This window comes from Pelagibacterium sp. 26DY04 (assembly GCF_031202305.1).
Classification (GTDB): Bacteria; Pseudomonadota; Alphaproteobacteria; order Rhizobiales; family Devosiaceae; genus Pelagibacterium.
In genome coordinates, this window is record NZ_CP101731.1 from 3412501 (window position 1) to 3437674 (window position 25174).

The following is a 25174-nucleotide window of genomic DNA, read 5'->3' on the forward strand; positions in this document are numbered from 1 at the left end:
TGGGACCGACACGCTGATTCCATACCGCGTCTCGATCTATGACGACACCGTCCACCGGGTGACGGTCGCGCTGACCGACCAGGGGCGTTATGTGACGGCACTGGAGCCGCCGGTGATCGAATTTTCCGAGGAAGACACCGAAGAGGTCAATCTCGGCAATTTGCCCACCATCTATCGTTCGATCTGGGAAACCGGGCGCAAGCATGAGCTCGACGACGCCACCATCGACAGGATCGCGGCGATGTTTGCCTATGACCTCGACCTCACCCGTCGGGTGTCACCAGGTGACTCCATCGAGATCCTGCTTTCGGGAACCGCCGAGGACGGCGAGCAGGAGTTGCTCTATGTGGCCCTGACCCTGGGCAATACCGTGCGCGAATTGTTCAGGTTCCAGACCGAGGACGGGGTCATCGATTTCTACAATCCCGATGGCGAGACCGGAAAGCAATTTCTGTTGCGCCGGCCGCTCGAAGGGGGTGGGACGCTGCGCTCGCGCTATGGCTATCGCAGCCACCCCATCTTCGGGGATTACCGGCTTCATACCGGTGTCGATCTCGCGGCGCGGACCGGAACGCCGATCTATGCGGGCGGCGACGGGATCGTCGAGATGGCCCAATGGTATTCGGGCTATGGCCGTTATGTGGAACTGCGCCACGCCAATGGCTACAACACCGCCTACGGCCACATGAGCGCCATCGCCGATGGGATCACGCCGGGTACGCGGGTAACCCAGGGGCAGGTGATCGGCTATGTGGGGTCCACCGGCCAGTCGACAGGTCCGCACCTTCACTATGAGATCAAGATCAACGGGAATACCGTCGATCCACTGGCGGTGAAACTCCCTCGTGCCAACACCCTGCCCCAGCAGTATCAGGGCGAGTTCGAGGCAACCATCGCCCAGGTGCGCGCGCTCATCAACCAGGACGGGACGCCGGCCGATCCGGTGACGGTCGCAGCGAGCGAGTAATTATCCCTTCGGTTCGGCCCAGACCGCCAGCTCGTTCCCGCCAGGTTCGCGGAAATGGAACCGCCGGCCGCCGGGGAAATCATATTGCGGCCGCGTGATCTCTCCTCCGGCCTGGCGCACTGCGGCTTCGGCGGCATCGAGATCGTCGGCAAAGAGGATGACGAGCGGTACGCGGCGCTCGCCTTCGGCCCTGGCTATGCCGCCATCGAGACCCGCATCTTCGATGCCGACATAGTCAGGTCCGTACTCGGTAAAGCGCCAGCCGAAGGCGCCTTCAAAGAATTTACGGCTGGCGGCGAAATCGCCGCTGACGAACTCGACGTAGTTGATGGGGACAGCGCTCATATCTACCTCCTGTTTGTTCCTATTATGTTCTCATCGACCCAAGCGCCTGTCAATGGCGAAAACCGGTTTTGCGGTAGAGGAAATCGGCCGGACGGCCCATTCGGATAGAGGCCTGTGCCGGTGGAGCGTCGAGGATCGGGATGCGATCGGCCAGCCGTGCGATGAAGCGCACCACGCTACGTTCTGGAGCTGAAAGTCCCCTGCCCTCCAGCCCGAGGCGTTCTTGAACCTCGGCGGGTACGATATCGATGGCGGCGCGTATCATCAGGCGCTGCATGGGGCGCAGCGGCGCTGGCAGAATGAGAGCGCGGTTCATGATGCCGAGAAATTCGAAGACGATTGGCGAAGGCTCGAGGTCTGGCAGCGTTTGCGCCAGCATTGCATGCCAGGCGTTAAGCGAGTCGGGCGCGCCCAAAGCGCCATAAAGCCTTGCGGCCCCGGCGCCTTCGGCAAAGGCCATCGATTGTTCAGCGGGCGTTAATGGTCGAACGAAGGCGGAATAGGCGGTGATGAACCCAAAACCCGCCGTTGCCTGCACCCAATCGAGCAGACGCTGATCGTTGGCGCGGTAGGAAATGCCGGCAGGCGTCTCTCCCACCACCCGCTCATGGACGCGCACCACGCGGGCGATCATCTTTTCGGCCGCTTCGCGCGGGCCATAAACCGTCATCATCGCCGCCGCGCCCGTGCGCCGCAGCCGCGTGATGGCATCCTTGCGAAAGCTCGAATGCTCCCAGACGCCAGAGCGCACCGAAGGTTCGGCCAATTCGAGAATCACTGCCGCCACGCCACCCACGAAAAGCGAAACCGGATTTTTGAACAGCCGCCAGGAGAGCGAATCTGGCGAAACCAGCGCCGGCGCTCCGGCTGGCGCCGCATAGTCGAACGCCATGCCCTCGGGAGGCTGCATCAGGGCGCCGACCGGTCCGATGAGGCGGTTTAGAATTGCGTCGCTGACCATTGTCTACATGTGGGAAGACATAACGCCGATACAACTGCGGTGATCGGCCCGCAAAAGGGGCGGGTGCTGCATTCAGGTTCGGTTCAGAGGAAAAAGCCTATCCCGAGATACCGACGTCCATCCATGAGACGGCAACCATTGACCTGCTTGGGCGTTTGCCAACGCGGGAATACAAAATCAGAGCACGACGACTCAAATGCGTGCCTGCGAAACGGAGCAAGATATGATGAAACCCCTTATTGCGGCCGCTACGCTTGCAGCCTTTCTCGTGGCTCCCGCCATCGGGCAGGAGATGAACCCCAACGGGACCTGGGTCGATCGCTGGGGCACAAGCTTTACTTTCCAGTTGTGCGGCGACGGCACCCAGCTTTGCGGCACTCTCAACGACATCCAGGGCGATTCCCGGACCGAAGAGAACCTGCAATATGTCGGCACCGAGGTCGTTCGGGGCAATATGGTCGGTCCCAACAAGTGGGAAGGCTCGATCGCGCTCAACGGCGGCAACGCCACCGCGACTGTCGAAATGACCGGACCCGATACCATCAAGATCACCGGCTGCCAGGCTGCGATCTTCTGCTCGAGCATCGATTATCACCGCTCGTAAGATCTGAACGTGATTGCATTGGAAGGCTGCGGCGCAAGCTGCGGCCTTTCTTGTTTAGAGCTAAAGCCGACCCTTCGCGCCCAGGCACACCAAACCGCCCTCCGGCGGTGCCTTCGGGTCATCGCGATTTCAATAGACGGCATGGGGCGATGAACGCCTCGTGCTGTATTTGTTAGTATGAAGCGACCATCGCCCCATGCGCTCGGGATTTTAGGCTTATGGCGGCGTCTCGGGCTGGGGGTTGTTGAAGCGCCCGGTCTCCCGTTTGCCTCGCTGCCCCTCCGGGTTTCCCCGGTGCGACGTGGGAGTGATTGGATTGGTGGTCCGCTCACACCTTTTATCCACATCCGGCCATCTGTCCGCTTTGGGCCTTCCCCACGGCGACCCGCGAGGAACCCGAACCGATCCCGCCCAAACGTTCGTAGCGCTTGCGTCCATATGCGCGGGGTCGTGAGGGGGAGTATGGGGGAAGTGCAGAGGGCGGGGATAAGTTTTTGCGCCGGTGCCTGTGGAAGCTCAGCGCCCCCCTCATCCCCTGCCATTCGAGCGTAGCTCTCATGGCCTTCTCACCTCCAATCGTGCCACCGGCACCATTGGCCAAGGGACGGCTCGAAGTCTCCCACCAGGGGAGAAGGGGGCTCTTGGGGGAAGGTTGCGGCTGGGGCTCAAGCGCTGAGTGTACTGATCCCGGCTCAAGGCCGGGATGACGGTTGGGGTAGTGTGATGATGGGGATAAGCAGTTGGGTTGCTGAAGACTTCGGCGGTGGAGCGTGGTGAGGGGTGGAGACGGTGCAGTGCCCTGCCTCACCCCCAACGTGTCACCCTGGGCTTGACCCGGGACAAGGTATGCGCGCCGTTTTCGGTTCCTTCCGTGTCGCGCGCCTGCCGCACTGCCTTGATCGGCGACACGCTCCAAACTAGCTTCCGGCCTGGGGGCATCGTCATGATCGATGAGAAGCAATACTTCGTCTACATTCTCGCCAGCGGAATCGGGCGTAAGGTCTATGTCGGCGTCACCAACAATCTCTTCCGCCGGATTCCCGAGCACAAGGCAGGCAAGGGCGGAACCTACACGAGAGAGAACCGCATAGATCGGCTCGTCTATTACGAGGTCCACACCGACGTCGCGATGGCTATCCTGCGGGAAAAGCGGATCAAGCGCTGGTCGCGGCGGGACAAGGTGACGATGATCGAGCGGGAAAATCCGAACTGGGTGGATTTATTTCCCAGGCTGCGGCCGTGATGGGTGGAGCGTGGGGCTTGTTCGGTTGGGTACTGTGCTAGCGCTAGTGCAGGTGTCGAGAACGGCGAGCGTACCTTGCCCCGGGACAAGCCCGGGGTGACCAACGTTGGGGCTGCGTGTCTACCGGTAAGAAGAATCCTGCGCCTGAGTACAGAATCGCATACCTTGGACAAAATCGTTGCCATTAGAAAGAACGCTTTCGCGGAGCTGGAAAATTGCTGTGTTTGTGACAGAGCTACCCGCTAAGAATTCTATTAAATTTGGAAACTTGTATCTGAAGCCGACCAGCATAAGCCAGACAATTACGCTAGCATGTCGCATGGTGCTTCATGAAGCTACTGACAAAAATCTGCCCATGGGCCGAGGTGGTTCTGCAACCCTCTTCAAGCACCAGAATAAGAGATACTGCGCACTTACGCGACATCAGATCACAACAGCCGACGGCGATCCGATATCCCAATCGAATCTTGAGACCGTCAGAGTACATGCTACGAGAAATGATGGTCTAACTAACATTCCTCTCCAGTCGTGCCTGTACGAGATAGCCAATCCCGAAGAAGAGTTCCATGACATCCTTATCTTTGAAGTCTTTTCCAAATGGAACGCTAGCAGTGACGCTCCATACTTTGCCGAACTTCGCGAATTCGCTTCTGTTGAGCGGCCGGCCTCGTTCGCTGTGGGCTACCCAGCCATTCCGTCAGTGATGAAAGAGTATCACGATAGCTTTTTATCTGGTTCCATCGGAGCGATACACCTGAAAAGAGCGATCTTTGATTGCCGTATCAAAGGCGACTTTAAAACAAACGCTCGCAATCTCAAGCTGTATCAATACCAACCGTTAAACCGGATTGTAGATGGAATGAGTGGTGGAGCCGTATTCTCGCTCATAGGCGACCTCGGAAGCTTCGAAATTGTCCTTGATGGCATAATCGTTCGCGGCGGCAGCGGCCACCTCTACGTAGTGGACTCGAGCTATCTAGTCACCGCGTTAAATCATGGAAAATGAAAAAGGCTCCGTCTCCGGGGCCTTTTTATTCGCAGCATTGAGGCAGCCTCACTCCGCCGCCTTCTCCACGGCCTCGCCCTCGACTACGGGCAGAATCACCAGTCCGTCCTCGCCAGCGTCGACCTTAACGGTGCCGCCGTCGACGACATCGCCGGCCAGCATCTTTTCGGCCAGTTCGTCCTGCACCGAACGCTGGATGACGCGCTTCAAGGGGCGGGCGCCGTAGGCGGAGTCGTAGCCCTCGCGGGCCAGCCATTCGCGGGCGGCGGGAGTGACCTCGAGGGTGATCTCGCGGGTGTCGAGCAGCTTTTGCAGGTGCTGGAGCTGGATATCGACGATGGCGCCCATCTGACCGCGTTCGAGCCGGTGGAACAACAAGATCTCGTCCACGCGGTTGAGGAACTCGGGCCGGAAGGCCGCCTTGACCGCATCGAGCACCTTGCCGCGCACAAGCTCGACCGATTCCCCGTCCGGCTGGGCGGCGAGATATTCGGCGCCCAGGTTCGAGGTCATGATGATGAGCGTGTTGCGGAAATCGACGGTATGGCCCTGGCCGTCGGTCAGCCGGCCATCGTCAAGCACCTGCAAGAGCACGTTGAAGACGTCCGGATGGGCCTTTTCGATCTCGTCGAACAGGACCACCTGATAGGGCCGCCGGCGCACGGCTTCGGTGAGCACGCCGCCCTCATCATAGCCTACATAGCCCGGAGGCGCGCCGATCAAGCGAGCCACGGCGTGCTTTTCCATGAATTCGGACATGTCGAGCCGGACCATGGCCGTCTCGTCATCGAACAGGAATTGCGCGAGCGCCTTGGTCAGCTCGGTCTTGCCCACGCCGGTGGGGCCCAGGAACATGAACGAGCCGATGGGGCGGTTGGGGTCCTGCAACCCCGCACGGGCCCGGCGCACGGCGCGGGAAACCGCCTCGACCGCCTCGGCCTGGCCGATGACGCGCCTGCCCAGCTCGTCTTCCATGCGCAACAGCTTGTCCCGCTCGCCTTCGAGCATCTTGTCGACCGGAACGCCCGTCCAGCGGGAGACGACCTGGGCGATATGGTTGGGGGTGACGACCTCCTCGACCATCTCGGTGCCCGTCGCCTCAGCCGATTCGGCATCCTTCAACCGCTTTTCGAGATCGGGGATGACGCCATAGGCAAGTTCCCCCGCGCGAGCGAGATCGCCCTTGCGCTGGGCCAGTTCGAGCTCGGTGCGGGCGGCGTCGAGCTGTTCCTTGAGCTTGGTGCCTCCGGCAAGGCGTTCCTTTTCGGCCAACCAGCGCGCCGTCATGGCATCGGATTCTTCCTCGAGCCCGGCCAGTTCGGCTTCGAGCCGGGCGAGACGGGTCTTGCTGGCATCATCCTCTTCCTTTTTCAGCGCCTCGCGCTCGATCTTCAATTGGATGATGCGGCGATCGAGTTCGTCCAGCGCCTCGGGCTTGGAGTCCACCGCCATGCGCAGGCGCGCCGAGGCCTCGTCCATCAGGTCGATGGCCTTGTCGGGCAGGAAGCGGTCGGTGATGTAGCGGTTACTGAGCGTCGCGGCCGAGACCAGTGCCGAATCGGAAATGCGGACCCCGTGGTGGAGTTCGTACTTCTCCTTCAATCCGCGCAGGATCGAAATGGTATCCTCGACGGTGGGCTCATTGACGAAAACCGGCTGGAAACGGCGGGCGAGCGCCGCGTCCTTTTCGACATACTTCTTGTATTCGTCGAGCGTCGTGGCGCCCACGCAGTGGAGCTCGCCGCGCGCCAGGGCGGGTTTTAAAAGATTGGACGCATCCATGGCGCCATCGGACTTGCCGGCGCCAACCAGGGTGTGCATCTCGTCGATGAAGAGGATGATCTGACCTTCGGCGGCGGAGACTTCGCTCAGCACCGATTTCAGGCGTTCCTCGAACTCGCCGCGATATTTCGCGCCGGCGATCAGCGCCCCCATGTCCAGCGCGAGAAGGGATTTGTTTTTGAGCGATTCGGGCACGTCGCCATTGACGATGCGCAGGGCCAGGCCTTCGGCGATGGCGGTCTTGCCGACGCCGGGTTCGCCGATCAAGACGGGATTGTTCTTGGTGCGGCGCGAAAGCACCTGGATGGCGCGGCGGATTTCCTCGTCACGCCCGATCACCGGATCGAGCTTGCCTTCGCGCGCGTCCTCGGTGAGGTCGCGGGCATATTTCTTGAGCGCATCATAGGTGTTTTCCGCAGATGCCGAATCGGCGGTGCGGCCCTTGCGGATGGCTTCGATGGCGGCGTTGAGACCATTGGCGGTGACGCCGGCCGAGGCGAGAATCCTGCCCGCGTCGGTGTCTTTCTCGATGGTCAGCGCGAGCAGCATGCGCTCGACCGCCACAAAGGAATCGCCAGCCTTCTGGGCCGCCGCTTCGGCGGTTTCGAAAACGCGGGCAAGTTCACGCGACAGGTAGATCTGGCCATTGTCGCCGGAAACCGACGGGATTTTCTTCAATCCCTCTTCCACCCCGGCGCGCACGGCCTGGGAATTGCCGCCGGCACGCTCGATCAGCCCTGTGGCCATGCCTTCGGGGTCATCGACGAGGACTTTGAGGATGTGGAGCGGGGTAAACTGCTGGTGGCCGCGCGATAGGGCAAGCTGCTGCGCGCTCTGGATGAACCCGCGCGTCCGCTCGGTGTATTTTTCGATATTCATGCTTCAACTCTCCTTTGGCTGGCGCGTCGCCCCTGCCCGTCTTGCGGCACAGTCCGGCAACGCCCGAAGCGTTGACTTTGATTTTAGACCAATCCGCAGGCGCGGCACTGACCCAAGTCAAAGGATATGTAGGAGAGGATTTCGAAACGAAAAGACCGGGCACAAGGCCCGGTCTCATTTTTATTCGGCGGCTGCTTCCCGGCCCACGGTGAGGAAGGCGGGCAGCTCGGGAGCCGGCCCTTCATCCTCGCTCTCGGCCTTCTTGCGGCGCGGACGGCGGGTCCGCTTGGGAGCCTCTTCCTCGGCGGCAGCTTCGGCCGCCGGAGCGGGGGTCGATTGGGCGGGCTGCTGATCGCTCGCTTCCCCGTCCTTGGCTTCGGCTTCGATCCTTTCGCGGCGCGGACGGCGCTGGCGCCGCTGACGCGGCTGCTCTTCACCCTCGCCCGCAGTCTCCTGGGGCTCGGAAGAGCGCTCGGACTGCTCGGCCCCACCATTGGCGGAAGCGGTCTCGAGCTCCTCGTCGTCCTCGGGGCTGGTGTCGACCTGCTGATCCTGGCGCGGCTGATACTGGGCCTGCGCGGCAAGGATGATGCGGAAATAATGCTCGGCGTGCTGGAGATAGTTCTCGGCCATCACATTGTCGCCGACCGAGGACGCGTCGCGGGCGAGCTGCACGTATTTCTCGGCGATATGGGCCGCATTGCCACGGATCTTGACGTCCGGGCCGTTGCTCTCGTAGTTGCGCGACAAGGGATTGCCGCCGCCACCGCCGCCGCGGCGCTGATTATTGTTGCGGCCGCGCGAACGCTGCTTGTTGTTCTGCTGGTTTGGTCTCATCTGCTCGCTTCAACACGTTCCGTGAAGGTATGCGCTTGTTGGGGGCCTGCCGCAAAATTCGAGCACGGCGGGCGCAGGGCACGGCGGACACGGAACCCATAAAGGGGGCCGCGCTGTGCCGATCGCTCTCTCTGGTTGCCCCAAAAAGGCTGCGTGATCTCCGACCCTGTCAAATGCTGATGCCGACCTTAAGGGAGGTCGGTTCCGCTGCCGGCAATTTTGAGCCGCCGATGTCAGGGTGGGGTCCACCGCGATGACCAAGCACCGCGTCAGCATGGGCAACCTAACCGCATATCCTTCGGTTTCCAAGAAAAATATTGGCCTGCTGCAAATTGGCGCGAGCGCTGTGTCATTTCTGCGCCCGGGCGGTGACCATCCGGTCATGTCCTGCAAGGTCTCTGGCAACCAAAGGGGATGAAAATCCTGCTTGCTGCAGCAGTGCTTTCACCATGTGGCCCTGGTCGAACCCGATTTCAAGGGCAAGCGCGCCGCCGGGGCGCAGATAATCGTTGGCCCTCCGGGCAATCACCCGATAGGGCGCCAGCCCATCGGGGCCGCCATCGAGGGCGGCCGGGGGATCGAACCGGCGCACTCCGGGCTCGAGCGTTTCGATCACCGCGCTTTCGATATAGGGCGGATTGGAAACGATGAGATCGAACGATTCGCCGCCCAACGGCGCGAACCAGCTCCCCTCTCGGGTTTCGAATCGCGCGGCAAGGCCCAAGGCCTGGGCATTGGCGCGGGCCTGCCCGATTGCCTCGGGGGAGATATCGACGCCGACCCCGGTGGCGCCGGGGATGTTGGCGAGCAGCGAGAGGACGATGCATCCGGTCCCGGTGCCCAGATCGAGGATGCGGGGATTGGATCGATCTTTGAGCGCATCGATGCCGAAATCGACGAGCATTTCGGTTTCCGGACGCGGGATCAGGGTGGCGGCGTTGAGACCGAAATCGAGGCCATAGAACTCCTGCACACCGCGGATGCGGGCGACGGGCTCACCCTCAAGGCGGCGGGCGAACAGGGCGGCGAGAGGATCGGCCTTATCGGGCGGAAAGGGATCGGTTTCCGAGGCGATCAACCCGGTTTCGTCAAGCCCGAGGACATGGCGGACCAAAAGCCGCGCATCGAGTGCGGGGGTGGGCAGATCGGCAGCCGCCAGGCGGTCGCGCAGGGTACGCCAGGTCTGGCCAATGGTTTGGGACATGAGAAAGCCGGTGCGGATCACGGTAGGCCGTTTCACTCTTTTCACTGTGCTTCCGTCAAGCGGCTTGTCCTAAAAAAGACACTGACACCCTGCTTGCTCGGTGCCGGTGGAATCGGGGCTTAGGGGGAACTCGCCGTGATTTATGACGCCATCATTGTCGGCGCGAGCTTTGCCGGGCTCGCCTGCGCGCGCCGGCTCGCTCAGGCGGGCCGCAGGGTGCTGGTCATCGAGCGCAAGAAAGAGCCCGGGCAGGCGTGTCACACCACTGGCATCGTGGTCAAGGAAGCCGCCGCTGGGCTGGACCTGCCAGCCCACCTCACCCGGCCGATCTCCCGGGTGCGGCTCTATTCCCCCTCTCTCGACCACATCGAACTCACATCGGACGATTATTTCTTTCTCGCCACCGACACACCGGCCATGCTGCGCCACCTGGCGCACAGGGCAGTGGCGGCGGGCGTCGAAATCCGGCTTGGGTGTGCCTTTCCTGGGGCGACTCTCCTGCCCGAAGGCGGCGTAACGCTGCCGCAGTTGGGGCTAACGGCGCGCTATCTGATTGGTGCCGACGGGCCGCGCTCGGCGGTCGCCAAGGCCTTCGGGCTGGGCCAGAACCGGGAGTTCCTCGTCGGTGTCGAAGCCGAATTCGCCAGCGCCGACCTACCCGCCACCGACGCGTTCCACTGCTTTCTCAACCAGGATTTCGCGCGCGGCTATATCGGCTGGGTGGTGCCGGGCGTCGAGGTGGTGCAGGTGGGCCTTGCCACCCGATCGCCCACAACGCCCGATATCGACGGTTTCATCGCACGCATCGGCCCGATGTTCGGGCTTGCGCGGGAAACCATCATCGCCCGGCGCGGCGGGCTGATCCCGATCGGCGGGGTGGTCGACCCGGTTTCGGCGGGCAACGTCATTCTCCTCGGCGACGCCGCGGGAACCGTTTCCCCGCTCTCGGCCGGGGGTATCCACACCGCCGATCACTATGGAAACCTGTTGGCCGAGGCAATCATAGCCCACGACGAGGGCGGCCCACATCCCGCCGCAGCGATCGCCAGGGCTTATCCGCGCTTCCGCGCCAAGCACATCCAGCGCTTCGTTTTCGAGCGCTTCGCGCCGAACTGGGCCCTGGATCTGCTGCTCACCAACCCGCTGTTCAAGCTTTTGGCGCGGCTGGTGTTCTTCCGCAAGAAGCGACTCAAGGGCGGGCAGAATTAGGCCTGTTCCATGGCCCGGCAGCTGCGCGATCACCTCGCCCATCGCGCTTGGAAGGGTGCGCCAGGTCCGGCCGTCTCTTTCGCTCATCCCTAAAAAAGCCGCGAATGGGCTGGAAAAATGGGCGCACGAGCCAGTTGTTGCGGACGAACGCCGTGAACCAGCATCTTTCTTTCTATCCCGCCTGGCGCCAGAGCCGCTGGCGCGCCGCGCTTTGGGGCAGCCTTGCCCTGATCCTGATCGTCCCGCTGATGGCCATGCAATTTACCACCGAAGTGGCGTGGGGATCCGAGGACTTCCTGTTCGCGGCCATTCTTCTCGGCGCGCTCGGGCTGGCGATGGAAATCCTCTTCCGTCTGCGGCTGTCTCCATGGGTGCGGGCGGCGGGCGCCGCGCTGGCGCTCTTTGCCTTCCTGCTCATCTGGGCCGACGCGGCAGTCGGGGTTTTCTGATTCTTCTCAGCCCTGCTCCATGGCCGCCAGTTGCGCGGCCTGGTTTTCAGTAATCAGCGCATCGATCACCTCGCCCAGCGCTTCACCAGTGATGATCTGGGGGAGCTTGTAGAGCGTGAGATTGATCCGGTGATCGGTGACGCGTCCCTGCGGGAAATTATAAGTCCTGATGCGCTCGGATCGGTCGCCCGACCCCACCTGACTCTTGCGGCTTTCCGCCCGCTCGGAGGATGCCTTTTGCTGCTGCTCGTCATAGAGACGGGCGCGCAGGACCTTCATGGCGTTGGCACGGTTCTGGTGCTGTGATTTTTCCGCCGAGGTGACGACGATGCCGGTGGGGATATGGGTGATGCGCACCGCCGAATCGGTGGTGTTGACGTGCTGCCCGCCGGCGCCCGAGGCCCGCATGGTATCGATGCGGATATCCTCGCTGCGGATTTCGATATCGATGTCCTCGACTTCGGGCAGCACCGCAACGGTGGCTGCCGAGGTATGAATGCGGCCCGAGGCCTCGGTTTCGGGCACACGCTGCACCCGATGGACACCCGATTCATATTTGAGCTTGGCGAACACCCCCGCGCCCGAAACGTTGGCGATGATTTCCTTGTAGCCCCCGGCATCGCCCTCGGAAGCTTCCATGACCGTGACCTTCCAGCCCTGGTCCTGGGCGTAGCGCTGATACATCCTGAACAGATCGCCAGCAAACAGCGCCGCCTCGTCGCCGCCGGTGCCGGCGCGCACTTCGAGGATGGCGCTCTTTTCGTCCGCCGCATCCTTGGGCAGGAGCATGATGCGGATTTCCTGGAACAGCGCTTCGATCCGCTCCTTGAGCTCGCCGATCTCCTCATAGGCCAGTTCGGCCATTTCCTTGTCGCCGGATTTGGCCAATTCCTCGGCCCCGGCCAGATCGGACAGCGCCGTGCGATATTCGCGCACCTTGGCGACCATGGGGGAAAGCTCGGCATACTCCTTGGAGAGCTCGACATATTTGTCGGGATCGGGATTGGCGCTCATCGCGTGTTCGATGGAATCGAAGCGACGTTCGAGAGCGTCGAGCTTGTCTGTGGGCAATCCTGCCATCGTGGTCAAATCCGGAAAAAGGCGCTTGAACCCCTAAACGGGGATGGAGTGGCGCTCGGCGAATTCACTCAGCAGCTCGCGGGCGGAGCCGTCGGTATCGCCATTGTCGAGGTAATCGCTCATTTCGGCCTTGAGCGCTTCAAGGTCAAGCCCCAGGATCATTTCCTTGATCGGCCCGACCGAGGAGGCGCCCATGGACAGCCGGGTCATGCCGATCGAAAGCAGCGCCATGGCCTCGATGGCGCGTCCCGCCAGCTCCCCGCACATGGTGACCGGCTTGCCGAACTTGTTGGCCGCATCGACGATGAGCTTGAGCGCCCGCAGGCGCGGCCGAGCGATGGCGTCGTAATTGCGCGCCACCCGCGGATTGGCCCGATCGGCAGCGGTCAGAAACTGGATTAAATCGTTCGAGCCGATGGAAACGAAATCGGTCTCCGGCAGCAGCCGGTCGAGTTCGAAGAGCAGCGAAGGCACCTCGATCATCGCGCCGATCTCGAGCGTTTCGGGCCTGGGAAAACCCAGGCGCGGCAGCCGCTCGATCTCGCGCAGGATGAAGCGCTTGACCTTGAGGAACTCGGTGGTTTCGGTGACCATGGGGACCAGGAGCTTGAGCGCCCTGCCATTGGCGGCCTGCAGCAAGGCCCGCACCTGGGTGCGCAGCAAAGCCGGCCGGTCGAGCGCCAAGCGCAGCGAGCGCCAGCCCATGGCCGGGTTTTCCTCGGCCATCGAGCGCATATAGGGGACGACCTTATCGCCCCCGATATCGAGCAGACGGAAGACGATAGGCTTTTTGCCCACCAGCCGCATGGCTTCAGAATAAAGCTCGACCTGGTCTTTGACGCGCGGCATCTTGCTCGCGATCATGAACTGGAGTTCGGTGCGGAACAGTCCCACGCCTTCCGCGCCGGTTTCCTCCAGCATCGGCATGTCGGCCAGAAGCCCCGAATTGTGCAGCAGGGTTATGCGCACCCCATCCCTGGTGACCGGAGGCGTATCTTTGAGCGCCGCATAATGGGCGCGCCGCTTGGCCGAAAGCCGGACCTTGTCGATATAGGTGGCTTCGATATCCGGGGTCGGGCGGAGATGCACGGCCCCGGTATAGCCATCGACGATGATGTCGTCCCCGTCCTCACCCATGGAAACGATGTTCTCGGCCTGCCCGACCGCGACAAGGCCCACCGAGCGCGCGACAATGGCCACATGCGCGGTGGCGGCCCCTTCCTCGAGCACCACGGCCCGCAGCTTGGTCCGGTCATATTCGAGCAGTTCGGCCGGACCCATATTGCGGGCGACCAGAATGGCGTTATCCGGCAGCTCCTTGCCCGCCACCGAGCCATCGGCCGTGATGATGCGCAGCAGGCGATTGGCGAGATCGTCCAGATCGTGCAGCCGCTCGCGGATATAGGGGTCGGTCTGGCGCAGCATGCGCGCGCGGGTATCGTTCTGCACCCGCTCGACCGCGGCCTCGGCGGTGAGCCCGGATTCGATGGCTTCCTCGAGCCGGCGCACCCAGCCCCGATCATGGGCAAAGAGGCGATAGCTTTCGAGGATTTCGCGGTGGTCCGAGGGGATCTGCATATCGCCGGTTGCGAGCATTCCATCGATGGAAACGCGCATGGTTTCCAGCGCCGCCTCAAGGCGCGCCTTTTCGGCGTCGGTATCGTCGGCAACGAAATTGGTGACCACCACACGCGGATCATGCAGCACCACCTGACCGAGCGCGATGCCTTCGGAAAAGGCCACGCCCTCGAACATGCGCGGACGGCGCAGATCGATGTCGGATCCGGGCTTGACCAGCGCGTCGAAATCGGCGGTCGAAATCATTTCAGCCAAGAGCGTTGCCGTGGTCAGCAGCGCCTCGGTTTCATCCTCGCCATAGATGCGGCGTTCCGAATTCTGAACCACGAGGACGCCGAGCGTCTGCCCCGCCCGCAGCACGGGCACGCCAAGGAACGAAAAGAACGGATCTTCGCCCGTTTCCGGGCGATAGGCGAATGAGGGATGCTCGGGCGCGTTCTGAAGGCTCAGGGGCTCGGCCTCGGCGGCGATCAGGCCCACAAGGCCCTCGCCCAGACGCAGGGTGGTGATGTGCACGGCATCGCGCTTGAGGCCATGGGTGGCGAAAAGCTCAAGCGCGCCGTCGTCGCGCAAAACGTAGAACGAGCACACATCGGCCCGCATGTTTTGGGCGATCAGATCGACGATCTTGTCGAGGCGTTCCTGGCTGGCCAAGGGCTCGGCCATGGTTTCGCGCAACTGGCGCAGAAGGATACGCGGTCCGCCAATTGCTGTTGCCATCACCATTTCGCCCGGCGGATGCCCGCCCTACAGATTGCCCACCCGATGAGGATCACCCCTCGGTCTTGTCCAATCCGTAATAGGTATGCAGAGCCCGAACTGCAAGCTCCGCATATTCCTCATCGATCAGCACCGAGGTCTTGATTTCGGATGTGGTGATCAACTGGATGTTGATTCCCTTTTCCGAAAGCGCCCGGAACATCGAGGCGGCAACGCCCGCATGCGAGCGCATGCCCACGCCGACCACGGAAATCTTGGCGCCGCCCTTGGAGCCCGAAATGGATTCATATTCGAGCTCGGGCGCCGATTTGAGCACCTTGAGCGCCTTGTCGAATTCGCTGTCGGGGATGGTGAAGGTGATGTCGGTGGTCTGCCCGTCTTCGGAAATGTTCTGGACGATCATATCGACGACGATCCGCGCATCGGCGAGAGGGCCGAACACCGAGGCGGCGACGCCGGGCTTGTCCTTGACCTTGCGCAAGGTGATCTTGGCTTCGGCCCGCGCAAGGGTGACGCCCGAAACGATCTGCTTTTCCATGATCTCATCCTCATCGCAAACAAGCGTGCCCGTCATGCCCCATTCGCTGCCCGGAGCGTTGCCGGCCGTGGGGTCCTCGAAAGTCGAACGCACGACAAGACGCACGCCCTGGGCCATGGCCAATTCCACCGACCGGGTCTGGAGCACCTTGGCGCCCAGAGAGGCCATTTCGAGCATTTCTTCGAAACTCACGCGCTCGAGGCGCTTGGCCTTGGGCGCGATGCGCGGATCGGTGGTGTAGACACCATCGACATCGGTGTAGATATCACAGCGATCCGCCTTGACCGCCGCAGCCACCGCCACCGCCGAAGTATCAGACCCGCCGCGTCCCAGCGTGGTGATGCGGTTCTTGTCGGAAATGCCCTGGAAGCCGGTGACAACGGGCACCCAGCCCGAGCTCATCCGTTCGTTCAAATTCTTTGGGTCGATATCGGTGATCCGGGCCGAGCCATGAGCATCGTCGGTCCTAATCGGCACCTGCCAGCCGGCATAGGAGCGCGACTGGATGCCCATGTCCGAGAGCACGATCGCCATCAGCCCCGCCGTCACCTGCTCGCCCGAGGCGACAACGGCGTCGTATTCGCGCGCGTCGTGCAGTGGGGAAGCCTCGGTGCACCAGCCCACCAGCGCATTGGTCTTGCCCGCCATGGCCGAAACCACCACGGCAACCTCATGACCGGCCTCGACCTCGCGTTTGACGTGCTGGGCCGCCTGCCGGATCCGCTCGACATTGGCGACGGACGTGCCGCCGAACTTCATCACAATACGCGCCATGACCCAGACCTTACCTATCAGCCGTAACGGACCGTACGGTTGTGGCGCGGTGAGTACGACAAAGCGGCCCGCCTTGCAATACGGATCGCTTGACTTGCGTGGCGTTGAGGGTCACCTCTGGCTCCAAGCGAAAAGGATGAGCCCATGAGCACCACCATCAGCCCCGACGAGATCGACCGCTTCCACAAGATGGCCGAGGACTGGTGGGACCCCAAGGGCAAGTTCCGGCCGCTGCACAAGTTCAACCCCGTGCGCCTCGCCTATATCCGCGAGCATGTGCTGGCTCATTTCGGGCGGGACGGCAATCAGATGCGCCCGTTCGAGGGGCTGCGCTTTCTCGATATCGGCTGCGGCGGGGGCCTGCTGTGCGAGCCCATGGCGCGACTTGGAGCAACGGTGGTGGGCGCCGATGCGGGGGAAAAGAACGTCAAGATCGCCGCGCTTCATGCCGAGCAATCCGGGCTCGATATCGACTATCGCGCCACGACCTCCGAAGCCTTGGCCGAGGCGGGGGAGCAATTCGACGTGGTGCTCAACATGGAAGTTGTCGAGCACGTGGCCGACGTGCCGCTCTATCTTCAAAGCTGCTGCAGGCTGGTCAGGCCCGGCGGGCTGATGTTTGTCGCCACGATCAACAGGACGGCGCGCGCCTATGCGCTGGCGATTGTCGGCGCGGAGCGGGTGCTGGGATGGCTGCCCAAGGGCACGCACCAATACGAAAAGCTGGTGACGCCCGAGGAGATCACCTCGATCACGGGACGGAATGGCATGCGGGTGATCGACAAGACCGGGGTGACATTCAATCCGCTAAAAAACGAATGGGGCAGGAGCCGCGACATGGCGGTCAATTACATGCTGCTGCTGGAGAAGCCTTCGGCCTAACCTTTAGTTGTGCTCGTCGGGCACGTTGGGGAGCGGCATGAATTCGATGCCTTCTTCAAGAAGGCTCGAAACCTCGTCGCGGGTCGCTTCGCCGTAAATGCCGCGCGCCTGGGCTTCCTCGTAGTGGATCTTGCGCGCTTCCTCGGCGAATTTGTCGCCGACATAATCGGCATCGGCCGTCATCTTCTTGCGCAGGGCGCGCATGGCTTCGAGGAATTTGGCATGGTCGGGATGCCCCGAAGAGAGCGAAACCGTTTCGTTTTTGGTTGAGACTGCGGGAGCCATCAGGGCTTTTTCGATCCGGTGGGAATTGCACACCGGGCAGGTGAGAATTCCGCGCGCCGCCTGATCGTCATAGGCATCCGCATTGCGGAACCAGGCGTCGAACTTGTGATGGGCTTCGCAGGTGAGCGTATACTGGATCACCCTGAGATCCTCGCTGGCAGTTCAAAATCGCGCCCATTGGCGAGCGCGGGAACCCTTTGGCGCGCCGAGGCAACGGCGTCAAGCTCAAGGGTGGCGATAACCAGGCCCGGCTGATCGCCATTGGCTTCGGCGATCACTTCACCCCAGGGCGCAACGACCAGGGAATGGCCATAGGTCGCCCGGCCGTTGGCATGCTGGCCGCCCTGGGCAGCGGCGAGGATGAAACAGCCGGTTTCGATGGCGCGGGCGCGCAGCAGCACATGCCAATGGGCTTGCCCGGTGGGGACGGTAAAGGCCGCGGGCACCGCGATCACCTGCGCGCCGGCCTGGGCCAGAGCCCGGTAGAGCGCTGCAAAGCGCATGTCGTAGCAGATGGAAAAGCCCAGCGTGAATGCACCGAGATCGGCGAGAACGGCGTTTTCGCCGCCGGCATAGGTGGCGCTTTCGCGATAGGCGTTTATGCCCGGCAGGTCGGCGTCGAAGAGGTGGATCTTGTCGTAGGTCGCTAAAATCTCGCCGCTGGGCGCGAACAGAACCGAGCGGTTGGCGAACCGCCCATCCTCCAGCGCGATGGCGAGCGAACCGATATGGAGGAACAGCGCGTTCTCCCGGGCGATCTCGGCCAGGCGGGAAATGTCGGGATTGCCCTCCCAGCCAGCAGCACGCTGAGCGAGGCCGGCCCGGTTTTCGGCAAAGACGACGCTCATTTCCGGGGTGAGGATGTAGGCGGCCCCCGCCTGCCTGGCCTCGGCGGCCCGGCGGGCGATTTCAGCCAGATTGGCGTCGGCCTCGAGTCCCGAATTCATCTGGACGAGAGCGACGGTAACCGTTTCGCTCACGCCGCACCCTCGAGCAGGGGATCGAGCTTGCCCTGGCGTTCGAGCGCGGCCAGATCGTCATAGCCGCCCACATGGGTTTCGCCGACGAAAATCTGCGGCACGGTGCGACGGCCATGGGCGCGCTGGGTCATCTTCTCGCGCAGCGCCGGATCGAGAACGGTGATCTCCTGGTACTCCACGCCCTTGTCGCTCAAAAGCGCCTTGGCAGCGTGGCAATAGGGGCATGTGGGGGTCGTATAGATTTCGACCTTTTGCATAGGACTTCAAACTCCATCAGATCGGGCAGTTATACTGCCATATCGGTATCGAAGACAACGCGCGCAAAGCTGAGCACATCCACATGGCTCACGCCGGCCCGCTTGAGCACCTTGGCTGCGGCTGAAACCGTAGCGCCTGTCGTCAGCACATCATCGATGAGCACAACGCGCCGCCCGGCAAGTCGATCCAGCCGCTTGGGGTCGACGCGGAAGGCGCCTTCGACATTGCGGGCGCGCTGGGCGGCGTTGAGGCCCACCTGCTGGATGGTGCGCCGGTGCCTTATGATCAGATCGGTATGGAGGGGCGATTTTGCAAGCCGGGCCACGGCCCGCGCCAGTTCGGCAGACTGATTGTAACGCCGCTCGCGCTGACGCGAGCGATGCAGCGGGACGGGCACCAGCACCGCATCGGGACCGAGAAGCTCATGCCCGGCTGCCGCCATCATGCGCCCGCAGAACAGGGCGATCTCCGGCCGGTCGGAATATTTCATCTTCGAGATCAGCTTACGGGCGAGATCGGTATAGGCCACCGCCGAGCGCGCGCGATCGAACGGCGGCGGGTTGGCGAGGGCCTGCACCGAAAGCGCGCCCGCGCCCATGTCGGAAGCGAAAGGCAGGCCGAGAACGGGGCAGTAAGGCGTCGAAATGGGAATGAGCTGACGCCAGCAGTCAGGGCATAGCCCATCGGGTGTGGCAACCGCATCAGAGCAGGCAAGGCAGACTGGCGGGAAGGCGGTATCGAGGACGAGCGCACCCAGACCGCCGATCAAGGCGCGTGCCCCTGCCCAACCCGTTTTGACAAGCCCGGTTTGTCTCTCCATAAGTGCCGATCATTGCACGGCGCATGTCTGCGCGCCATATGGGGCTCACCATGACCACCCAGCCTCCCCTGGTTTTCGATCGCGCCCGGCTTGCTGCCAATGTCGCGCGCCGCAACGGCGCTTCCGATTTCGTGACCGATCTCGTCATCGCGGACCTGGCCGATCGGCTGGCGCCGGTGACGCGCGATTTTACCAGAGCGCTCATCATGGGGCCCGATCCAAGGCTGCTGCCCAAAACGGCGCATTCGTCCAATGGCGGGATCGAGTTCGAAATCGTCTCGACGCTCGTTCCGGTTTCGGGATTTGCCATTGTCGATCCCGAACGTCTTGTTCTTCCCGCATCCGATTACGACCTTATCGTTTCCCTGCTCGACCTGCAGACCGTCAACGACGTGCCCGGCTTTCTCGCCAGTCTGCGGCGGCACCTGGCCCCCGACGGGCTGCTGGTCGCCGCATTGGTGGGCGGACGCACGCTCACCGAACTCCGCGACGCATTCCTGGCTGCCGATGTTGAGATGCTGGGCGGCGTGATCCCGCGCGTGGCGCCGATGATCGACGTGCGTGACGCCGGCGCCCTGCTCCAGCGCGCCGGCTTTGCCCTGCCCGTCACCGATCTCGAGACCCACACGGTGCGGTACCGTACGCCGCTGGCGCTGTTCGACGAGCTTCGCACGATCGGCGCCACCAATCCGCTATTGGACCGGGGGCAGCGGTTTTTGACCGCGCGTCACCTGATGCGGGCGGCCGAGATCTATACGGAAAAATTCTCCGATCCCGACGGGCGGGTGCGCGCGACATTGGAAATCCTTTGGCTTTCGGGCTGGGCTCCGCACGAAAACCAGCAAAAGCCGCTGCGTCCAGGCTCGGCCACCACCAGCCTGCGCGATGTGCTGGGGGATAAATCCCGGACTTAAAGCGGCCAGAACACCATTATGGCCGGCACCGCGACGATCACCACGATGATTTCGAGCGGCAACCCGAGCCGAACGTAATCGGCGAAGCGGTATCCGCCCGGCCCCATGATCAAGGCGCTGTTCTGGTGTCCGATCGGGGTGAGGAATGCGCAACTCGCCCCGATGGCCACCGCCATGAGGAAGCTGTCGGGATTGAGCCCGAGCAATTGCGCCAGCGCCAAGGCCAATGGCGCGGCGATCACCGCCGTGGCCGCATTGTTGAGGATGTCCGAAAGCACCATGGTCACAACGAGGATGGCGGCAAGCGCAACCCATCCGGGCAGATGCTGACCCACTCCTGCCAGATTCTGCGCAAGCAGCGCCGTGGCGCCCGATGTTTCCAGCGCCGCCCCCACCGGAAGCAGAGCGCCCAGCAACACGATCACCGGCCACTCCACCGCATCGTAGATGTCGCGCACCGGCAAAATGTCGAGCAATACGTACAGGATGCATACCGCGCCCAGCGCGATGGGCAGAGGCACGAGCGCAAAGCTGCTGGCGACCACCGCGCCCAAGAACAGGCCCGCCGCCAGCAATCCCTTTTCGTGCCTGACGATGGACACTGATGACGCCATGGGCAACAGCCCCAGCCGCGCCACTGCATCATCCATGGTTTCAGACTGGCCCAACAGCAGCAGCACGTCACCGATCTTGAGCGGGGTGCGCCGCACGCGTTCGGTCAAGATTCGCCCCTGGCGAGAGATTCCCAGCAGTGACAACCCCTGCCCCCGCAACATTCGGATGTCATTTGCCGAGCGGTCCACGAGACGGCTGTCCGCAGCAACGATCGCTTCCATCATCCGCAAATCGGACGAAAGCTCGGCCCGTTCACCCGATTTTCCCTGATGGTCGAGCCCCAGCGCTCCGGCCAATGCGCTAAGCGCATCGGGCGTGCCATAGACCACCAGAAGATCGCCATCCTTGATGGTGGTGGCCCGCGCCCGTCCCGCCAAGCGCCGGTTGCGCCGGATAAGTCCAGCGATAACGCAATCATGCTCGTTGGCGGCCTCATCGAGATCGCGCACCTTTTGCCCGACCGCCTTGGACCGCTCGGTCACAACCAGTTCGGCGGTATAGGTTCCCGAGGCGCGCAATTCTGCCACCGCGCCCTGTTTTCCACCACGGTTAGGCAGCAGCCGCCAGCCCCAAAGCGAAATGAAAACCACCCCGACAATGGCGATCAACAATCCCACCGGGGCAAAATCGAACATTTTGTAGCCTTCGCCCAAGGCATCCTGCCGGTAGGTCGAAACAATGATGTTGGGAGGGGTGCCGATCAGCGTGACGACGCCGCCCAGAATGGTCGCATAGGCGAGCGGCATGAGCGAGGGCGCCGGCGATCGCCCCGCCTTTTGCGCCGCCTGCAGATCGACCGGCATGAGCAGCGCCAAGGCCGCGACGTTGTTCATAAACCCCGAAAGCGCCGCCCCCAGGGTGCTCAGGATCGAGATATGGGCGGGGAGGCTCCGCTCCGCCGAGATCGCATACCGGGTAACAAGGTCGACGGCCCCCGAGCGCGACAAGCCGGCGGTAACGATCAGGACGAGGGCAACGATGATCGTCGCCTGATCGCCGAAGCCGGAAAACGCGGTGTCCACCGGCACCACGCCGAGGATCACGCCCAGGATCAACGCCGAAAAAGCCACCAGATCGTAGCGCCACCTGCCCCAGAGAAGACCGGCAAGCACCAGAACGAGAAGAACAAAAAGGACGATCTGTTCGTAAGTCAAAAACTTCCCCCATACGCCGCCCGAGGTTGGGCCGGGCAAGCCGATCTTACGATTTCGATGCAGGATTGCGATAGAAATGCCAGGCGAGTGGTGAAAACGCCATGCCGCCCATGCCGGTTCCGTGTCCGGGAGCAGGCAAAAGAAAAATCCCCGGCCGTTCAGACCGGGGATTGATTGGGGTTCCGAAGATCAGAACGCGCCGTGGCAGTGCTTGAACTTCTTGCCCGACCCGCAGGGGCACGGATCGTTCCGGCGGGTGCGGGCCATCACTTCAGGGCTCAACTGCCCCTTGGGACCATCGTCACGCACCTCGTTCTCGCCCGTGGTGGGGTCGATATGGGTTTCGCGGAGCTGGCTCTGGTCGGGCTCCTGCGGCGGGGCGGGACGCAGCTCGAAATGGCTCATCTGGGTCGTCACCAGCTCGCGCAGATTGCCCAGAAGCTGGGAGAAAAGCTCGAAGGCTTCCTGCTTGTATTCGTTGAGCGGATCGCGCTGGGCAAGCCCGCGCCAGCCCACGACCTTGGAAAGATGGTCGAGGGTGATCAGGTGCTCGCGCCACAGCCCGTCGATCGACTGCAGGATGAAGCTCTTTTCGATCTGGCGCATGTTTTCCGGACCGACCCGTTCGGCCTTGGCGGCCGCATATTCGTCGGCCATGGTGACGATGCGCTCGCGCAGCTCGCTCACATCCATGCCTTCTTCATCGACCCACTGGGCCAGCGGCGGCTCGATGCCGAGATAGGTTTTACAGGCCGCGCCAAGCTGCTCGATGTTCCACTGCTCGGGATAGGAGCGATCGGGGCACGATTTGGCGATGAGCGAATCCACGACATCGTGGCGCATGTCGGTGATGGTGTCGGTCACCGTTTCGGCGTCCATCAGCTCCTTGCGCTGTTCGAAGATCACCTTGCGCTGATCGTTCATCACATCGTCGTATTTGAGGATGTTCTTGCGGATGTCGAAATTGTGCGCTTCCACCCGCGTCTGGGCGCGTTCGATGGCCTTGGTGACCATGGCGTCGGAAATCGACTCGCCATCCTTGAGGCCGAGCGAGGTGAGGATCTTTTCCATGCGCTCGGGGAAGAAACGCCGCATCAGATCGTCCTGGAGCGAGACGAAGAACTTCGAACGCCCGGGATCGCCCTGGCGGCCAGAACGGCCGCGGAGCTGGTTGTCGATGCGGCGGCTTTCGTGCCGTTCGGTACCGATCACCATCAGCCCGCCGGCGGCCAACGCCTCTTCTTTCTTCTTGGCGATATCGGCCTTGATCTCGGCGATCTTTTTCTCGCGCACCTCGCCCTCGAGCCCTTCGCATTCGTTTGCGATGCGCATGTCGAGATTGCCGCCGAGCTGAATGTCGGTGCCGCGCCCGGCCATGTTGGTAGCGATGGTCACGGCCCCCGGAACGCCCGCTTCGGCGATGATCTGGGCTTCCTGCTCGTGATGGCGGGCATTGAGGATCTGGAGGTCCTTGATGCCCTTTTTCTTCAAAAAGTCCGCCAGCATCTCGCTGCGTTCGATCGAAGTGGTGCCCACCAGCACAGGCTGGTTACGCTGGCGGCACGCAACCACCTCATCAGTGATCGCCTGGAACTTTTCCTCCACCGAGCGATAAATCTGGTCATTCTCGTCGATACGGGCGATGGGAAGGTTGGTGGGGATGGTCACCACGTCCAGCCCGTAGATGTCGGCGAATTCGGCCGCCTCGGTATCGGCGGTACCGGTCATGCCGGCAAGTTTGGTGTAAAGCCGGAAATAGTTCTGGAAGGTGATCGAGGCCAGCGTCTGGTTTTCCGGCTGGATCTTGGCGCCTTCCTTGGCCTCGAGCGCCTGGTGCAGGCCTTCCGAGAAGCGGCGCCCCGGCATCATGCGGCCGGTGAACTCGTCGATGATCACCACCTCGTCATTGCGGACGATATAGTCCTTGTCGCGGGTGAAGATCTTGTGCGCCTTCAAGGCCGAATTGAGGTGGTGGACGATCGAGACGTTGTCGATGTCGTAGAGCGAGCCACCCTTGATGACGCCATCGCGCTCGAGGATATCCTCGAGCTTTTCGATGCCCTGGTCGGTGAAGGTGGCCGCCCGGTGCTTTTCGTCGATCGTGTAATCGTCTTCGACCAGCAGCGGGATGTATTTGTCGATGGTCTTATAGAGCTCGGACCGGTCCTGGGAGGGCCCCGAGATGATCAGCGGGGTGCGCGCTTCGTCGATCAGGATCGAGTCCACTTCGTCCACGATCGCGTAATTGTGTCCGCGCTGCACCATCTGGGAGCGCGTGTACTTCATGTTGTCGCGCAGATAGTCGAAGCCGAACTCGTTATTGGTGCCGTAAGTGATGTCGGCGTCGTAGGCCGCCTTGCGCTCCATGTCGTTGAGGCCATGGACGATGACGCCGGTGGTCAGCCCCAGGAACTGGTAGAGCCGGCCCATCCATTCGCTGTCGCGGCGGGCGAGATAGTCGTTGACGGTGACCACATGGACGCCCTTGCCTTCGAGCGCATTGAGATAGGCCGCAAGGGTCGCGACCAGAGTCTTGCCCTCGCCGGTGCGCATTTCGGTGATGGCGCGCTCGTTGAGCACCATGCCGCCGATCAACTGCACGTCGAAATGGCGCATGCCCAGCGCGCGCTTGGAGCCCTCGCGCACCGTAGCGAAGGCGGGAACCAGAACATCGGCGAGCTTGGCGCCGCCGGCGATCTTTTCCTTGAACTCGGCGGTCTTGGCGCGAAGCTGGTCGTCGCTGAGCTTTTCGTATTCGGCTTCCAGAGCGTTGATGGCGTCGACATTGGCCTGGTAGCGCCTGACGCGTCGATCGTTTGCCGAACCGAAGAACTTCCGGGCGAGCGCAGCAAAAGCCATGAAGAAGTGTCCTTAGAACCTGTTGTATACGCCGGTACGGGCCGAAGCGGCGTTCCCGGTTATCTCAATAAACGCGTTGAAAGACGGTTGTCTGAAGCACACCGTCAAGGCGCGGGAAATAGTCGGCAGGAGATGTAAGAGTGCCACCAAGGGTTGTCAACGTTCGCAAAATCCGCCAAACCAGCGCCAAAGTCCGGGCCTAAACGCGTCTACGGACAATCGGTTCGGGCG

Annotated in this window: 22 protein-coding genes (1 of these 22 cut by a window edge); 8 read left to right on the forward strand and 14 right to left on the reverse strand. The window is 62.4% G+C overall.

Annotated features, from left to right (window positions below; translation table 11 throughout):
- Positions 1 to 967 carry the final stretch of a M23 family metallopeptidase gene (locus tag NO932_RS16975; protein ID WP_309208576.1) on the forward strand. The gene continues 992 nt to the left of window position 1, outside the view, so 967 of the gene's 1959 nt are visible here — the last part of the coding sequence; its start codon lies beyond the left edge, outside the window; it ends in the stop codon at positions 965 to 967.
- Here NO932_RS16975 and NO932_RS16980 read toward each other — a convergent pair whose 3' ends face one another.
- Both NO932_RS16980 and NO932_RS16985 read right to left on the reverse strand, forming a co-directional pair.
- Positions 968 to 1312, reverse strand: a complete 345-nt coding sequence (locus NO932_RS16980) for a VOC family protein (RefSeq protein WP_309208577.1) — start codon at positions 1310 to 1312, stop codon at positions 968 to 970.
- Between the two features lie 49 nt (positions 1313 to 1361).
- On the reverse strand, positions 1362 to 2273 hold the full coding sequence (locus NO932_RS16985) for an oxygenase MpaB family protein (protein ID WP_309208578.1): 912 nt from the start codon (positions 2271 to 2273) through the stop codon (positions 1362 to 1364).
- A gap of 223 nt (positions 2274 to 2496) precedes the next feature.
- On the opposite strand from NO932_RS16985, the gene NO932_RS16990 reads away from it, so the two are divergent.
- From NO932_RS16990 to NO932_RS17000, 3 genes are all read left to right on the forward strand, one after another.
- Positions 2497 to 2877 (forward strand): hypothetical protein, encoded by a 381-nt coding sequence (locus tag NO932_RS16990; RefSeq protein WP_309208579.1) that lies wholly within the window; start codon positions 2497 to 2499, stop codon positions 2875 to 2877.
- Positions 2878 to 3706: 829 nt separating this feature from the next.
- Positions 3707 to 4120 (forward strand): GIY-YIG nuclease family protein, encoded by a 414-nt coding sequence (locus NO932_RS16995; RefSeq protein ID WP_309208580.1) that lies wholly within the window; start codon positions 3707 to 3709, stop codon positions 4118 to 4120.
- 319 nt (positions 4121 to 4439) lie between these two features.
- Complete coding sequence (locus NO932_RS17000; protein ID WP_309208581.1) at positions 4440 to 5126, forward strand: hypothetical protein; 687 nt, start codon at positions 4440 to 4442, stop codon at positions 5124 to 5126.
- A 48-nt stretch (positions 5127 to 5174) separates the two neighbouring features.
- On the opposite strand, the gene clpB is transcribed toward NO932_RS17000, so the two are convergent.
- The 3 genes from clpB to prmC form a co-directional block, all read right to left on the reverse strand.
- Entirely contained in the window at positions 5175 to 7787 is a 2613-nt protein-coding gene (gene clpB, locus NO932_RS17005) for an ATP-dependent chaperone ClpB (RefSeq protein WP_309208582.1), read from the reverse strand.
- Positions 7788 to 7967: 180 nt separating this feature from the next.
- On the reverse strand, positions 7968 to 8624 hold the full coding sequence (locus NO932_RS17010; protein WP_309208583.1) for a DUF4167 domain-containing protein: 657 nt from the start codon (positions 8622 to 8624) through the stop codon (positions 7968 to 7970).
- A gap of 349 nt (positions 8625 to 8973) precedes the next feature.
- The gene (gene prmC / locus NO932_RS17015; RefSeq protein ID WP_309208584.1) at positions 8974 to 9864 is read right to left on the reverse strand and encodes a peptide chain release factor N(5)-glutamine methyltransferase; all 891 of its coding nucleotides are present in this window, start codon (positions 9862 to 9864) and stop codon (positions 8974 to 8976) included.
- Positions 9865 to 9963: 99 nt separating this feature from the next.
- Here prmC and NO932_RS17020 point away from each other — a divergent pair, with 99 nt between their 5' ends.
- On the forward strand, positions 9964 to 11037 hold the full coding sequence (locus NO932_RS17020) for an NAD(P)/FAD-dependent oxidoreductase (protein WP_309208585.1): 1074 nt from the start codon (positions 9964 to 9966) through the stop codon (positions 11035 to 11037).
- Positions 11038 to 11189: 152 nt separating this feature from the next.
- Positions 11190 to 11486 carry a hypothetical protein gene (locus NO932_RS17025; RefSeq protein ID WP_309208586.1) on the forward strand — a complete coding sequence of 99 codons (297 nt, stop codon included), beginning with the start codon at positions 11190 to 11192 and terminating at the stop codon, positions 11484 to 11486.
- Between the two features lie 6 nt (positions 11487 to 11492).
- On the opposite strand, the gene prfA is transcribed toward NO932_RS17025, so the two are convergent.
- From prfA to NO932_RS17040, 3 genes are read right to left on the reverse strand one after another with little or no spacing between them, the layout of a single operon-like run.
- The gene (gene prfA / locus NO932_RS17030; protein WP_309208587.1) at positions 11493 to 12566 is read right to left on the reverse strand and encodes a peptide chain release factor 1; all 1074 of its coding nucleotides are present in this window, start codon (positions 12564 to 12566) and stop codon (positions 11493 to 11495) included.
- A 33-nt stretch (positions 12567 to 12599) separates the two neighbouring features.
- Entirely contained in the window at positions 12600 to 14864 is a 2265-nt protein-coding gene (gene ptsP / locus NO932_RS17035; protein ID WP_309208588.1) for a phosphoenolpyruvate--protein phosphotransferase, read from the reverse strand.
- A 52-nt stretch (positions 14865 to 14916) separates the two neighbouring features.
- On the reverse strand, positions 14917 to 16176 hold the full coding sequence (locus NO932_RS17040; RefSeq protein WP_309208589.1) for an aspartate kinase: 1260 nt from the start codon (positions 16174 to 16176) through the stop codon (positions 14917 to 14919).
- Positions 16177 to 16320: 144 nt separating this feature from the next.
- Between NO932_RS17040 and ubiG the strand changes: the two genes are divergently transcribed.
- A complete protein-coding gene (gene ubiG / locus NO932_RS17045) occupies positions 16321 to 17058 on the forward strand; it encodes a bifunctional 2-polyprenyl-6-hydroxyphenol methylase/3-demethylubiquinol 3-O-methyltransferase UbiG (RefSeq protein ID WP_309208590.1) in 738 nt (245 codons plus the stop codon).
- A 3-nt stretch (positions 17059 to 17061) separates the two neighbouring features.
- On the opposite strand, the gene NO932_RS17050 is transcribed toward ubiG, so the two are convergent.
- The 4 genes from NO932_RS17050 to NO932_RS17065 are packed head-to-tail and all read right to left on the reverse strand — an operon-like array spanning position 17062 to position 19401.
- On the reverse strand, positions 17062 to 17484 hold the full coding sequence (locus NO932_RS17050; protein ID WP_309208592.1) for a DUF1178 family protein: 423 nt from the start codon (positions 17482 to 17484) through the stop codon (positions 17062 to 17064).
- Positions 17481 to 18323 carry a carbon-nitrogen hydrolase family protein gene (locus NO932_RS17055; RefSeq protein WP_309208593.1) on the reverse strand — a complete coding sequence of 281 codons (843 nt, stop codon included), beginning with the start codon at positions 18321 to 18323 and terminating at the stop codon, positions 17481 to 17483. The genes NO932_RS17050 and NO932_RS17055 overlap by 4 nt, the downstream gene beginning before the upstream one ends.
- A complete protein-coding gene (gene grxC, locus NO932_RS17060) occupies positions 18320 to 18580 on the reverse strand; it encodes a glutaredoxin 3 (RefSeq protein ID WP_309159922.1) in 261 nt (86 codons plus the stop codon). The genes NO932_RS17055 and grxC overlap by 4 nt, the downstream gene beginning before the upstream one ends.
- A gap of 29 nt (positions 18581 to 18609) precedes the next feature.
- Positions 18610 to 19401 (reverse strand): ComF family protein, encoded by a 792-nt coding sequence (locus NO932_RS17065; RefSeq protein ID WP_309208595.1) that lies wholly within the window; start codon positions 19399 to 19401, stop codon positions 18610 to 18612.
- Positions 19402 to 19451: 50 nt separating this feature from the next.
- Here NO932_RS17065 and NO932_RS17070 point away from each other — a divergent pair, with 50 nt between their 5' ends.
- Positions 19452 to 20315, forward strand: coding sequence for an SAM-dependent methyltransferase (locus tag NO932_RS17070; protein ID WP_309208596.1), 864 nt, complete (start codon positions 19452 to 19454; stop codon positions 20313 to 20315).
- Here the strand turns inward: NO932_RS17070 and NO932_RS17075 are convergent.
- Positions 20312 to 22084 (reverse strand): SLC13 family permease, encoded by a 1773-nt coding sequence (locus NO932_RS17075; RefSeq protein ID WP_309208598.1) that lies wholly within the window; start codon positions 22082 to 22084, stop codon positions 20312 to 20314. The genes NO932_RS17070 and NO932_RS17075 overlap by 4 nt on opposite strands.
- 189 nt (positions 22085 to 22273) lie before the next feature.
- Positions 22274 to 24943 carry a preprotein translocase subunit SecA gene (gene secA, locus NO932_RS17080; RefSeq protein ID WP_309208599.1) on the reverse strand — a complete coding sequence of 890 codons (2670 nt, stop codon included), beginning with the start codon at positions 24941 to 24943 and terminating at the stop codon, positions 22274 to 22276.
- Positions 24944 to 25174: the final 231 nt, after the last annotated feature.